Origin of the sequence: Williamsia sp. Leaf354 (assembly GCF_001424365.1) — a bacterium.
GTDB lineage: Bacteria > Actinomycetota > Actinomycetes > Mycobacteriales > Mycobacteriaceae > Williamsia_A.
This window is the reverse complement of record NZ_LMPL01000005.1, coordinates 1-12,697: the sequence shown is the minus strand read 5'-3', so window position 1 is coordinate 12,697 and position 12,697 is coordinate 1. Positions and strand designations below refer to the sequence as shown.

The 12,697-nt window shown below is 68.4% G+C and carries 14 protein-coding genes and 1 tRNA gene; 12 read left to right on the top strand and 3 right to left on the bottom strand.

Annotation, left to right across the window (positions count from 1 at the left end; translation table 11 throughout):
* Window positions 1–79 precede the first annotated feature (79 nt).
* The 5 genes from ASG12_RS17035 to ASG12_RS17015 all read left to right on the top strand — a co-directional run bounded on the left by ASG12_RS17035 (window position 80) and on the right by ASG12_RS17015 (window position 5,093).
* Window positions 80–1,051 (top strand): hypothetical protein, encoded by a 972-nt coding sequence (locus ASG12_RS17035; RefSeq protein WP_055793764.1) that lies wholly within the window; start codon window positions 80–82, stop codon window positions 1,049–1,051.
* A 43-nt stretch (window positions 1,052–1,094) separates the two neighbouring features.
* Window positions 1,095–2,141: a hypothetical protein gene (locus ASG12_RS17030; protein WP_156378159.1), complete on the top strand. Its 1,047-nt coding sequence runs from the start codon at window positions 1,095–1,097 to the stop codon at window positions 2,139–2,141.
* Window positions 2,138–2,998 carry a hypothetical protein gene (locus ASG12_RS17025; protein WP_055792329.1) on the top strand — a complete coding sequence of 287 codons (861 nt, stop codon included), beginning with the start codon at window positions 2,138–2,140 and terminating at the stop codon, window positions 2,996–2,998. The genes ASG12_RS17030 and ASG12_RS17025 overlap by 4 nt, the downstream gene beginning before the upstream one ends.
* A 53-nt stretch (window positions 2,999–3,051) precedes the next feature.
* Window positions 3,052–3,993, top strand: coding sequence for a hypothetical protein (locus tag ASG12_RS21790; RefSeq protein ID WP_055792326.1), 942 nt, complete (start codon window positions 3,052–3,054; stop codon window positions 3,991–3,993).
* A gap of 62 nt (window positions 3,994–4,055) precedes the next feature.
* Entirely contained in the window at window positions 4,056–5,093 is a 1,038-nt protein-coding gene (locus ASG12_RS17015) for a YlbL family protein (protein ID WP_055792323.1), read from the top strand.
* A gap of 20 nt (window positions 5,094–5,113) precedes the next feature.
* On the opposite strand, the gene ASG12_RS21785 is transcribed toward ASG12_RS17015, so the two are convergent.
* A complete protein-coding gene (locus ASG12_RS21785; RefSeq protein WP_055792320.1) occupies window positions 5,114–5,716 on the bottom strand; it encodes a PPA1309 family protein in 603 nt (200 codons plus the stop codon).
* Between the two features lie 146 nt (window positions 5,717–5,862).
* On the opposite strand from ASG12_RS21785, the gene ASG12_RS17005 reads away from it, so the two are divergent.
* The 4 genes from ASG12_RS17005 to ASG12_RS16995 all read left to right on the top strand — a co-directional run bounded on the left by ASG12_RS17005 (window position 5,863) and on the right by ASG12_RS16995 (window position 9,876).
* The gene (locus ASG12_RS17005; protein WP_055792318.1) at window positions 5,863–8,916 is read left to right on the top strand and encodes a UPF0182 family protein; all 3,054 of its coding nucleotides are present in this window, start codon (window positions 5,863–5,865) and stop codon (window positions 8,914–8,916) included.
* A gap of 54 nt (window positions 8,917–8,970) precedes the next feature.
* Entirely contained in the window at window positions 8,971–9,150 is a 180-nt protein-coding gene (locus ASG12_RS22155) for a hypothetical protein (protein WP_235457293.1), read from the top strand.
* Between the two features lie 315 nt (window positions 9,151–9,465).
* Window positions 9,466–9,738: a hypothetical protein gene (locus tag ASG12_RS22150; RefSeq protein WP_235457284.1), complete on the top strand. Its 273-nt coding sequence runs from the start codon at window positions 9,466–9,468 to the stop codon at window positions 9,736–9,738.
* Window positions 9,739–9,802: 64 nt separating this feature from the next.
* Window positions 9,803–9,876 (top strand) — tRNA-Met (locus ASG12_RS16995).
* Between the two features lie 65 nt (window positions 9,877–9,941).
* Here ASG12_RS16995 and ASG12_RS16990 read toward each other — a convergent pair.
* Window positions 9,942–10,343, bottom strand: a complete 402-nt coding sequence (locus ASG12_RS16990; RefSeq protein ID WP_055792315.1) for a VOC family protein — start codon at window positions 10,341–10,343, stop codon at window positions 9,942–9,944.
* 39 nt (window positions 10,344–10,382) lie between these two features.
* Complete coding sequence (locus ASG12_RS16985; protein WP_055792313.1) at window positions 10,383–10,838, bottom strand: limonene-1,2-epoxide hydrolase family protein; 456 nt, start codon at window positions 10,836–10,838, stop codon at window positions 10,383–10,385.
* Between the two features lie 132 nt (window positions 10,839–10,970).
* On the opposite strand from ASG12_RS16985, the gene ASG12_RS22270 reads away from it, so the two are divergent.
* The 3 genes from ASG12_RS22270 to ASG12_RS16980 form a co-directional block, all read left to right on the top strand.
* Window positions 10,971–11,096, top strand: a complete 126-nt coding sequence (locus tag ASG12_RS22270) for a hypothetical protein (RefSeq protein ID WP_268810454.1) — start codon at window positions 10,971–10,973, stop codon at window positions 11,094–11,096.
* 108 nt (window positions 11,097–11,204) lie between these two features.
* Entirely contained in the window at window positions 11,205–12,107 is a 903-nt protein-coding gene (locus ASG12_RS21365; RefSeq protein WP_082502117.1) for an RCC1 domain-containing protein, read from the top strand.
* Window positions 12,108–12,289: 182 nt separating this feature from the next.
* Window positions 12,290–12,697: DUF222 domain-containing protein (locus ASG12_RS16980; protein ID WP_156378158.1), on the top strand; the 408-nt coding region annotated here is incomplete at its 3' end.

The window sequence follows — 12,697 nt, the reverse complement described above, 5'->3', positions numbered from 1 at the left end:
CGGAGAACCACACGTGAAGACCCTTTTCGACCTCCCCCGTGGCCGACGGGGAGGCCGTCTGACGGCGCTCGCCGCCGCGATGGCCATCGTCGCGGCCTCGGCCGGACTGTTCGCCCCGGCGGCATCGGCGCAACCGGTCGCCCTCGACGGCCTGTTCGCCCTCGACGGCGGCGTGTGCTCGGGCGGTTCGGTGACCGGCTCCTTCTTCCGCATGATCCTGCCCGCCGGATCGACCAGCGGTCCGTTCCTGTCCAACAGCGACTCGGGATGCTCCGACAAGACGGTGACCCCGCTCGCCGCGGGCACCGACGGCGGTCTGACCTCGGGCGCCTACCAGGCGCAGCCGGCGCAGGCGTTCGACGGCAGCGGCAACGCCGTGTCGGGCCGCGTCACCCGGCCGGTGAAGTTCTACGGCGTCGGGTTCGCGACGGCCACCAACCCGACCGATCCGCAGACCGGCTCGGCCGCCGCGCTCCCGCAGCTTCGGGCGGACGGCACCAGCCTCACCGGTGACCTGAGCAGCTTCGGCGTCACATGGAACAAGCAGGTGTTCAACCAGGGCGCACCGAAGCCGGGCGGCGGACTGCCGGGCAAGACCTCCGCGGTCCGCGGAACCATCGACCGCACCACCGGTGCGTTCGTGATCGAGTGGACGAGCCAGATCGTCGGAGGCCCCTTCAACAACTTCACCGGCCTGTGGCACCTCGCCGGCACCTATCGGGGCTCGGGCCTCGGTGGCGCGCCGGCGGCGGCCGCACCCGCTTCCGCACCTGTCCCCGGCGCCCCGGCGACATCGTCGGCACCCGCTGCACCGGCACCCGGGCAGCCGGCACCGGCGGCGGGCGGGGCCACTCCGGCGGCCGCGCCGGCCGCAGCCGCAGCCGCACCCGCGGCGGTGAGTGGTGACCCCGCGTTGGCCGCGAAGACGATCGAGGTGTCGGACTCGTCGAGCCCCCGATGGCTGTTGCCGCTGCTGGTCGTGGTGACCGCGATCGCGACCGCGCTGCTCACCAACGCCGACCGTCTGTTCCGCCGGCGCAGTGCCCGATGAGCGCTCGCGCGCAGCGCCCGATGACCGCCCACCCGCGGTGAGCGTGACCGAACGGCACGACGCCGTCCTGCCGTCGTACCCGGGGGAGGGGCGCGGCGACGCGGAGTCGGTGCCGACGCCGGTCCCCGGCGACGCGGGGGCACGGTTGCGCCGGTGGCCATGGGTTCTCGTGCTGCTGCTCGGTGCGGTGCTGACCGTCGCGCCGCTCGCCGGGGGCATGTTCTACCCGGCAGCCCAGGGCCAGGCCATGATCGGCGCCTTCGAGCCGTACATGACGACCGATCGTCTCGACGGCTTCCGCGCAGACCTCGACCGACTCGCCGCCGCACGCGCGGCCACGGTGCGTCTCGACACGGCCAACCGGATCGATGCCGGACGGTTCCCGCAGATCGCCGGTTTCCAGACGCGATACGGCGACATCGATGCCGACATGACCGGACTGCTCGATCGGATCGATTCCGCGCGTCGCGATTTCGGGGACCTGGCGGCTATGCGTCCGTTGGATGTCATCCCGTTCGTGCCGGTCGGCGCGGGACTGCTGCTGATCGGGGCCGGGGTGTGGGGACTGCGTCGTAGGCACACCGTGCCCGGGCGGATCGGCGCGGCCGCTCTCGTCCTCGCGGTCGCCGTCGGTCTCGTCGCCTACCCGGTGGCCACGTCGATGGTGTCGCACTCGCGGGCCGCGAGTCCGTTGCTCGATCGCTTCGACGGCGTCGTCACCGCCGAGAAGGTCCGCGACGTCCAGGGCTACTTCGTCGTCCTCGTCGGGGCGGTCGGACAGATCGACAGCAGCTATCGCGCCGCGGTCGACACCCCCGTCTCGTCGCGCGCCGACCTCACCGGCGTCGACGAGCTCAGCGCCTCGTGGCAACGGATGTCGTCGGATTTCGCCCGTCTGATCGGGACCCTGAACGACAACGTGAAGAACTACGCCGGAGTCGCCCGGCTCGACCACCGCACCGACGCCCTGGGCGTCGGCGCATTCGCCCTGCTGCCCTGGTTCCTCATCGGATCAGGCGTGCTCGCCGGCCTTCTCGGTGCGGTGGGCGCGCTCGGGCGCACCGCACGGCGCACGACAGGAGCACGATGACCCTCTCCCTTCTCACCCGGGTGCGACCGCGTTCGGCGCGGACGCACCATCGACGGCGATCACTGCCCGCGGTCGTGGTGGCGCTCGCGCTCGGCGCCGGTCTGCTCGCCGGATGTGGATCGAATTCCGGTGCGGCCGCACAATCCGGTGACCTCGTGGGCCTGCTTCGGCTGACGCCCGGCGCGGTGTCGGGCGACACGGTCACAGGATCGTGGTTCTCGATGGTGCAACCCGGCGGTACGCCCGAGAAGGGACCGTTCATGCCCAACGGGGACTCGCCGGCGAAGGGCGGCACCGTCACCCTCCTGTCCCCGGGGAGCGAGGGCGGCCTGCGCGTCGGTGGCTATCAGTCCGAACCGACACCCGCGTTCCGTGACGGCAACGCCCTGGCCGGGTCGATCATGGCGCCCACCAAGTTCTTCGGCGTCCAGTTCGGTGCCTCGACCAATCCGATCGACCCCCAGACCCGCAACGCGGTGGTGGCGCCCTCGGTGCGCAACGAGGGCGGAAAGCTCACGGCGAACCTCACCGCGTGGTCGGCGTCGTGGAACAACCAGGAGTTCAATCAGGGCGCCCCGAAGGCGCCGGCGAAAGCCGGCCCGGCCGTACCCGGCGTCGCGCAGGCCACCCGCGCCTGGGACTGGGTGTCGCAGAAGTGGTTCGGGCAGAGCGCGGTGTCGGCCGGTGACGGCCCCCCGGCCACCGGCACCTACGACAGCGATACGCGCGCATACACATTGGAGTGGACAAGCCTCATCGTCGGCGGTCCGTTCAACGGCTTCACCGGCGTCTGGCACCTCGAGGGTGTCTACGAACCGCAGGCAGCCGCCCCGTCGACCGCACCGCCGTCCGCGTGAGCTCCGCCGATCAGGTGGATGCCGCCGCCCAACACTCGAGAGAGAGCCTTGAAGTGAGCCACGACGATCCGATCACCGAGGAGATCCCGGCCCAGCCCGCGACCCGCCGCCGCCCGTCGACGCCGACGGTGGTGCGCGCGCTGTCGGGGATCACGGTCCTCGCCGTACTGGCCTCGGCCACTTGGTACGCCGACGCCGGTCGGCGGGTGGTGGTCACGACACCGGCGGTCGCACAGCAGGCGGCCGTGGTGGCGCCCGCATCACCGTCGGGCAGCACTGCCCCGAGGACCGCGGCACCGACAGCGCCGAAGCCCGCATCGGCGGCACCCGCCGCGAACGCCCCGGCCGCCGCGGTGGCCATCACCCCCGGCGGGGGTGGCGCGACACTGCCCGGTGCCACCGCGATCACGCCCGGCGCCGGCGCGAACCCCACCACCCCCATCGCCCCCGGCGCCGGGGTCCCGGGATCGTCGACGCAACTCGGCGCGGGCGGGGCGGGGCTGTCGGTCGCACCGATCACCGAGCAGGCCGCGTGCCCCATCGGACTGCCGAAACCCGACAAGACCGGCGGTCTGTCGTCGATCGTCGAGCTCTCACCGATGTTCGGGCCGTTCGCCTCCGAGGTCTTCGCGATGGGTCCCGCGATCCAGCCGCTCATGCAGCTCGCCGGCCCGTTCCTCGCCGAACTCGAACCGGTGATCCACCAGAACCTGCCGTGGCTCACCCCCATCCTGAACCAGATCGCCGGCGCCGGAACGGTGGTGCTGCAGGCGATCCTGCCGTTCTACGGTCCCTACCGCGATCAGTTCATCGCCGCCGAGGGGCGATGGGCCGCGGCCGTCGCCCCGGCGCTCGCCTCGGCTTACCAGTCGCCGGCCGCAGCCTGCCTCACCGCCTTCGAGGGGCAGCTGATCCGCGCGGCGAAGGGGAACCGGGTCACGGCGCCGTCGCTGGCGCACCCGGGGCGCGTGGTCACCCTCGGACCTCGACGCTGAGGGGCGGGTCCCGCGCAACCTCTACTGTGGTCGACGTGAGAGTTGTCCCGGCGAATCGGCGAATGGTGACGCTGGCCGTCACCCTGGTGCTGCTGGTGGTGTTGGTCGTCGTCGGCGCGTTTGTCCGGGTGCCCTACGTCAGCCTCGGACCGGGTCCCACCGTGAACACCCTCGGTGCCGTCGGGCAGACCCCCGTCGTGAAGATCTCGGGCGCCCCCGTGCGCCCCACCGACGGCAACCTCAATCTCACGACGGTGTCGGTGACCGATCAGCTGACCCTGTTCCAGGCCATCGGGATGTGGTTCTCGGGCCGCGACTCGCTGCAGCCGCGGGAAGAGGTCTTCCCCCCGGGGCAGAGCACCGAGGAGACCCGTCGCCAGGATCAGCAACAGATGGGCGGTTCGGAGGATTCGGCCACCATCGCCGCGTTGCGCTACCTGAAGCGGCCGACGGAGCTCACGGTGACCGTGGACCCCAAGGGTCCGGCGGCGGCGAGCCTGAAGACCGGCGACCGGGTCGTGAGCGTGAACGGCGCGGCGGTCTCCACCTCGGACGAACTGCGTGACGCGGTGTCGAAGCTCAAGCCCGGCGCCGTGGTCACCCTCGGTGTGCCGAACCCCGCCGCGAGCGTGCCCGCGGGAACGCCGGCGCCGGTCGAGCAACGCCGCGTCACCCTCGGTGCGCGCCCCGGCGACACCGGCAAGGGCTATCTGGGCGTCACCCCCGAGGTCGTCAACGCCGACCCGTCGCTGCGGATCGACTTCAACGTCGGCGACATCGGCGGCCCCTCGGCCGGGCTGATGCTCACCCTGGCCGTCATCGACAAGCTCGGCACCACCGATCTCACCGGCGGCAAGTTCATCGCCGGCACCGGCACCATCAGCGATTCCGGCGAGGTGGGCGAGATCGGCGGCATCACCCACAAGACCCTCGCCGCGCGCGAGGCCGGCGCCACCGCCTTCCTCGTGCCGGCGGGCAACTGCGCCGAGGCGCGATCCGACGTCCCCGACGGCCTACGCCTGGTGCGGGTCGACACCCTGTCCGACGCGATCGGCGAACTCGCCGCGATCCGCGACGGAAAGAACGTCACCCGGTGCTGAGCACACCGCGGATGCCGGGTTCAGAAGTCCTCGGGGTCGTTCTCGAGGGTGGTCGTGAGCGCGGCGATGAGGTTGGGCGCGAGTTCGGGGTGGGCGAGCAGCTCGACGGGCGCGTCCTCCTCGCCGAGCGGCGGCCGCAGCTGCAGCAGGCACAGGTTCTGACCACCGCGCAGGACCGCGGCCACCAGTCGCGCCTCGTTCGCCTCGGGGTGTTCGAGCGCGGTCTGCCGGGCGGCCTCGTCGGCGGCGTCGCGGTCGGCGAGCAGCGGCACGAGCGCCTCGTCGAGGTCGGTCTCGGCCTCGGGTGGCAACACGATGATCTCCTGCACGAGCACGCATCCCGCGACGGTGCCCGGCCAGCTCGTGGTGCCCAGGACGTGTTCGAGCTCGGTCATGCCGCTGTCCTCGGAGATCGGCAGCGGGTCCTGCTCGACGAGGGTCAACTCGGTCTCGTCGAGGGAGTCGACGAGGTCGGGCTGTGCCTGCATCACCAGCGCGGTGGGCACGAGCGCGAACAGCACGGGAGGCTGTCCCCATCCGTTGGCGTCGACGAACTCGACGACCTCGCGTACGGCGACGCCGAGGGCGTCAGATGACAGTGGCGGCAGACTGTGGTCGGTCACCGACCCATCCTGTCACCGCGAACGCGGCGGGTCCGTCACCGGCGGTCGCGAGCACGAGGCCTCCTCGCCGAGGTGGCCGTCAGTAAAGTGTTGGCAAAGCAGCTCCGTGGCCGTCTGGCGCGGGACCATGAGTGGGAGTGTGAGACGTGAACGTACGGGGTCCGGCAGGAATGCCGACACTGTCGAGGCGGAGCAAGGTTCTGATCGGGGTCGCCGTCGCCCTCCTGGTCATCCTGCTGGTGGGTCCGCGTCTGATCGGGCTCTACACCGATCTGCTGTGGTTCGACGATCTCGGTTACAGCAATGTCTTCTCCACCATCATCTGGACGCGGGTGGCGTTGTTCTTCATCGTCGGGTTCGTCGCCGGGGCGATCGTGTTCACGGGGCTGGCGCTGGCGTACCGGTCGCGGCCGGTCTTCGTGCCCACGAGCGGCCCGGGCGATCCGATCGCGCGGTATCGCGCCGTGGTGATGACCCGCATCCGCTGGTTCGCGATCGTGCCCGCGCTCATCATCGGTCTGCTGTCGGGTCTGGTGGCGCAGGGGTCGTGGGCGACGGTCCAGACGTTCCTGCACGGCGAGTCGTTCGGCGTGAAGGACCCGCAGTTCAACTACGACGTCAGCTTCTACGCGTTCGATCTGCCGTTCTTCCGGTTCGTGCTGAACTTCCTGTTCGTGCTGCTGGTCGTCGCGTTCATCGCGAGTCTGGTGACGCACTACATCTTCGGTGGCATCGCGCTCAACGGGCGCAACGGCACGCTCACGAAGGCCGCGCGTATCCAGCTGGCCGTCATCGCGGGACTCTTCCTGCTGCTCAAGGCCGTTGCCTACTGGTTCGACCGGTACACGCTGCTCTCGAGCACCCGTAAGCAGGAGATCTTCACCGGTGCGAGCTACACCGACATCAACGCGGTGTTGCCCTCGAAGCTGATCCTGCTGGCCATCGCGGTCATCTGTGCCGCGGCGTTCTTCGGTGGCATCGTGCTCCGCGACCTCCGTGTCCCCGCTCTCGCGACGGCGTTGATGCTGTTGTCGGCGTTGGTGATCGGTGTCGGGTGGCCGTTGGTGATGGAGCAGTTCTCCGTCAAGCCCAACGCCGCGCAGAAGGAATCGGAGTTCATCGGGCGCAACATCAGTGCCACCGAGGCGGCGTACAAGATCGGCGACGACAACGTCAAGTACCAGACCGACTGGACCCAGCAGCCCGCGGTGCAGCAGGCCGTCGACAACGACCGCGCGACACTGTCGAACATCCGTCTGCTCGATCCGAACGTGATCTCCGAGGCGTTCACGCAGCTGCAGCAGGGCGCGAACTTCTACGGGTTCCCGTCGCAGCTGGCGATCGACCGCTACCGCGTGAACAACGAACTGCGCGACTACATCGTCGCGGTGCGTGAGCTCGATCCGAGCCGGTTCGCCGAGAACCAGCAGAACTGGATCAACAAGCACACCGTCTACACCCACGGCAACGGGTTCGTCGCCTCGCCGGCGAACCGGACCGCGCAGGCGGCGTCCTCGGGCACCGACGTCAACAACGGCGGACAGCCGGAGTTCGACGTCAGCGACCTGGAGAACATCAACAGCGCCGACTACAAGGCCAACGCGCCCATCAAGGTCACGCAGCCGCGAATCTACTTCGGCGAGTTGATCTCCAAGGTCAACCCCGACTACGCGATCGTCGGGTCGGACGGCGGCCAGGGCGTCGAGTACGACACCGCCAACTCGCCGCGCTACACCTACACCGGCGACGCCGGCGTCTCGCTGGGCAACATCTTCAACCGCCTCGCGTACTCCATCAAGTACACCGAGCGGAACATCCTGCTCTCGGGTGCGATCAACAAGAACTCGAAGATCATCTACAACCGCGACCCCCGCGATCGCGTGAAGAAGGCGGCGCCGTGGCTCACGGTCGATTCGAAGACCTACCCGGCCGTGATGAGCGACGGGTCGATCCAGTGGATCGTCGACGGGTACACCACGCTCGACAACTACCCGTACGCGCAGAAGACGTCGCTGCAGGACGCCACCACCGACGCCCAGGAACTGAACCAGGGCCAGACCGGTCGTACGCAGATCAACAAGCAGATCGCCTACGTCCGCAACTCGGTGAAGGCCACGGTCGACGCCTACACCGGCAAGGTGACGCTGTACCAGTTCGACGACAAGGATCCGGTTCTCAAGACCTGGATGAAGGTGTTCCCGGGTTCGGTCAAGTCGCGCTCGGACTTCGACAAGAACACCAGCCTCGTGGAGCACGTGCGGTATCCGGAGGACCTGTTCAAGATCCAGCGGACGCTGCTCGAGAAGTACCACGTGAAGGATCCGCAGACGTTCTTCCAGGGCAACGCCTTCTGGTCGGTCCCGACCGATCCGACCGATCCGAACGCCGTCACCCAGGGGCTCGATCAGCCGCCGTACTACTTCGTGGCGGCCGACCCCCGGACGGGCAACGCGACCTTCCAGCTGACGAGCGTGCTCAACGCCCTCAACCGGGACTTCCTGGCGTCGTACATGACGGTGTCGTCGAACCCGGACAGCTACGGGCAGATGACCGTGCGGGAGGTCCCGCTCAACCCGCAGCGCGAGGGTCCGAAGCAGGCGTTCTCGGCGATGTCGACGTTCGGTCAGGTCAACGAGGATCTGCGTAACCTGCAGAGCTCGGCCAACGTCCGGTTCGGCAATCTGCTCACACTCCCGGTGGGGCAGAACGGGATCCTGAACGTGGTGCCGCTCTACGCCCAGGCGAAGAACGACGCGACGTTCCCACGCCTGTACCGCGTGATCGTCCGCTACCGCGCCTCGAGCAACCAGCCGATCACCATCGGCTACGCGCCGACGATCGGTGAGGCGCTCGCCCAGGCCGGTATCAGCCGCGCCAACGCGACCGATCCCAGCTCGGTCCCGGACGGTCAGGACACCGGGGAGCAGAACGGCCAGACGGGCCAGACGGGTCAGAACGGCCAGACAGGTCAGAACGGCCAGGCTCAGGTGCCCACCACGGCCCCGAGTTCGACACCGCCGTCATCGAGCGCCGCACCCAGCGGCGGCTCGAACGCCGACCGTGATGCCGCGGTCGCCGAGCTGAACGGCGCCATCGACGCGCTGCAGCAGGCGCAGAACTCGGGCAACTTCACCCAGTACGGGCAGGCGCTCGATCGCCTCCGTGCGGCGACCGAGAGGTACGAAGCACTCCCCAAGTGACCGCCTTCCCGGTCGTCGTTGATCACACGGCGGCCGGGAACTAGCGTTCCTGCGATGGCGATGCCCGACGTCTCCGTCGACTGGCTGCTCGACGCCGATCCCACGCTGCGATGGCAGGTCGAGCGCGACGTCGTCGGTGCGCCGAGTGCCGTCTGGGAGGCGACACGGGCCCGCAGAGCTCCTCGTGGCGAACGCACGGTGGGAGTACGACGATGTGCCGTACTGGGGTGGTGAGGTGGATGCGTGCATCAACGCCATGACACTCGCCAACGGACAGTGGCTCGGGGCCGACGTCGCAGCGCTCGTCGACTGGTTCGCCGAACACCAGCTTGCCGACGGGGGATGGAACTGCGAATGGGTTGAGGGCGCGCGGCGTTCCTCGTTCCACTCGACCCTGAACTCGCTGCGCGGTCTGCTGTCCTACGAGATCGCGACCGGCGACATCCGCGTCGCGTCGATCCGTCGAGCAGGCGAGGAGTACCTGTTGTCGCGCAACCTGTTCCGCCGGCCAGTGCCGGCGAGGTCGTCGGCCCGTGGGCGACCCGGTTCGTGTACCCGGCGCGGTGGGTCTACAGCGTGCTCGGCGCCGCCGATCACCTCCGGATGGCCGCCTCTGTGGACGGCGTCGGTCCCGATCCGCGGATGGCCGACGCGATCGCTCTCATCCGTGCCGCCCGTCGCGCTGACGGGACGTGGCTGCAGGGTGGCCGGCATCCCGGCGCGGTGTGGTTCGAGACCGACGTTCCGCACGGCGAACCGTCCCGCTGGCTGACGCTCATCGGGACCCGAGTTATGGCCTGGTGGGACGATCATCACCGCTGATGCCGCAGCTCAGGGCGCGATTTGCAGTCTGCGCGAGCCGCTGTGTAACGTTGTGTTCACCCGACGCGGGGTGGAGCAGCTCGGTAGCTCGCTGGGCTCATAACCCAGAGGTCGCAGGTTCAAATCCTGTCCCCGCTACTACGCAGAAGAGGCTCTCGGACATCTCCGAGGGCCTCTTTTGTTTGTGTGATCGGTGGTCTCGGTCAGTCCGCGGTGACCCCGATCTGCCAGCTGACGCCGAAGCGGTCCTGTACCCAGCCGAACGGTCCGAAACCGTAGTCGCCCAGTGGCATGAACTCCTGGCCATCCTCTGACAGCGCGGTGAACACGCGACGCTGATCGTCCTCGGTGTCGCAGTCGACCCAGATCGACATCGCCGGCGTGACATCCCATGCGTGCGTGATCGCCGAGTCGCTGCACCGGATCCGGAGCCCGGCGACCTCGAACTCTGCGAGGAACACCGTGCCCTCGCCCCCGGGCTCATCCGCGCCTCGGCGACGATCCGAGATGACCCGACCATCGAAGATGTGGACGTAGGCGGACATGGCGGCGGCCGCCACACTGTCGGACGACGGTTGGAAGGTCAGGAAGGGGAGGGCTCGCATCAGCTCATTCTAGGGACGGTGTTTGTCGCAGGGGCACGGTCAGGATGGGCGCCGGGTCCCCCGATACGGCCGGCCGAGGGCTGGCACGGCTGCGCCGAGGACGCCGCGTACCAGCCCCTTGGTCATGTCGGCCAGGTCGAAGTAGTCGCGCCACAGCGTGATTCGTCCGCCGGTCACCTCGAAGACGCCGCACACCCAGAACTGCAGCCGCACCGGCCCGAAGGTCAACGCATCGGTGCGCTCGTTCATCACCGTCGACCCGTTCGACGTCGAACGGTGCACGATCACGTCGAACGCGACCCGGCCCTCCATCCGTCGGAAGAGGGCCATCGCCCGGCGGGCGCCGCGGATGGTGGGCAACCCGACGTTCTCGTACACGAGGTCGTCGGCGAGAAGCGCTGCGGCGGCGTCGAAGTCCTCATCGCGGAGAGCGTGGAGGAAATCGGTGACGATCGTTGCGTGATCGGTGGTGTCCGTGACTATGTCGGTGTCCATGGGTCCACCATCGCACCTCGACGGCGCCGCTCGCGAGGCCTCGATCCGGATTCGGTCGTGCGGAGAGGTAAGGATCTTGGTACGCTATGGTACCGAACCGGCATGGTGCCGATTCATCGAGAGGAGTCGGTCATGGGAAGTGTCGCCACCACCATCGCGCAGATCATCGCAGCGCCGTTCATCGGCATCGGTGCCATCGGAGCGATCGCCGCAGGCATCGCGATCCTCATCGGCGGGTACGTGTTCCACATCGGCTGAACTGCCGTGAATCGGGAAGTCGGCCGATATTTGCCTTGTACGGAATGGTGGCGGCTGTAGCTCCGGCGACCATTGGACTGCTTGTTCGCGGTGTTCCACGATGGACGTATGTACGCTTCCGATCTCGAGCGCGCCGGAACGGCGATAGCGGCTGGTCGACGCCATTCTGTCGGGCGGCATTCGGACGGAACGGTTGTAGCGGTCGGCAACGGTGCCGCAGGCGAGTGCGATGTCAGCGGCTGGCGCGACGTGGTGTCGGTCGCGGTGGGGAACGTGCACTCAGCAAAGAACACCGGGCGGTCGCACACGGTGGGCCTGCGGTCGGACGGCTCTGTTGTCACGTCAGGCTGGAACGGCAACGGACAGTGCAGCGCGAATGACTGGCGAGGCATCGTCGCGGTGGCGGCAGGCTGGCGAACAACTCTCGGGCTCCGCTCCGATGGAACAGTCCTGGCGACCGGTCGACGTGACGAGGGCCAGTGCCAGGTGGACGCGTGGCACGGAATAACCGCCCTTTCATGTGGCGATTGGCACTCTGTCGCAGTGCGGGTCGACGGAACTGTTGTCGCCGCGGGTGCCAATCGGCGAGGTCAGTGCGCGGTCGGCCATTGGAGCAACGTCACAGCGGTGGCAGCCGGCTATATGCACACAATCGGTCTGCGCGCCGACGGCTGCGTTCTCGCCACAGGATCACCAGACGCGGGCGTCCGCAGTGTTGACCGATGGACAGACATCTTCCAGTTGGACGCAGGTAGCCACCACTGCGTTGGTCTCACCGTCGATGGGCGTGCTGTCGCTGCCGGCGATAACAGCCACGGTCAATGCGATGTAGGCAAATGGAGTGGCCTCGTAGCCGTCGCCGCTGGGTCTAAGCACACCCTGGGGCTCCGTGCCGACGGAACTGTGGTCAGTGCCGGCGAGAACGGTGACGGTCAGTGCAACGTGGATGCGTGGACCCAGGTTGAGACGGTTTGCAGGCCGCCTCAGTCAGAAACCGCTCGACGTCGCTGAGACCGGCATATTCGGTTCAGGGAGACCATGTGCGGCGAACGGTCGCCGAGACCCCGGTGTCGTGGGATGTCGCCACCGATGCCGACTCCTGACAGGCAACGACGCTCTACAAAGACGAAACCGGCATACAGGGTGACTCAGGGGAGAACGGCTCTGTCGTACCCCTGTTCTAGGGTTGTTTCATGCGCGATGGGGGTTGGGCTGGGGTGGATGCGGGGTCGGTGGGGTTGCTCACCGATCACGTTGCTGCGCCGGTGAACGCGTTGTTGGGCAACATGGTTCATGCCGCCGCCGGTCAAGCTTTTCTGGAGTGGATGCGTTACCGCGATGCCGGTGAACTGCACCGCCAGTTGGTGGTGCCCCACGAGACGTCGGACCGTCGGACGTTCGACGCGACGATGCAGTGCGCGGCCCGGATCGCGGTCACCCACTCGATCTCGCAGGGCGCGGCGGAGCGGATCGTCGACACCGCCATCGCGTTACGTGACCGGCTCCCGAAGGTGGCCGAGTGTCTCCGGGACGGGAAACTCGCACCGCGGTATGTGCGGTTGATCGTCGAACGCACCGACCTCGTTCTCGACCGCGAGAAT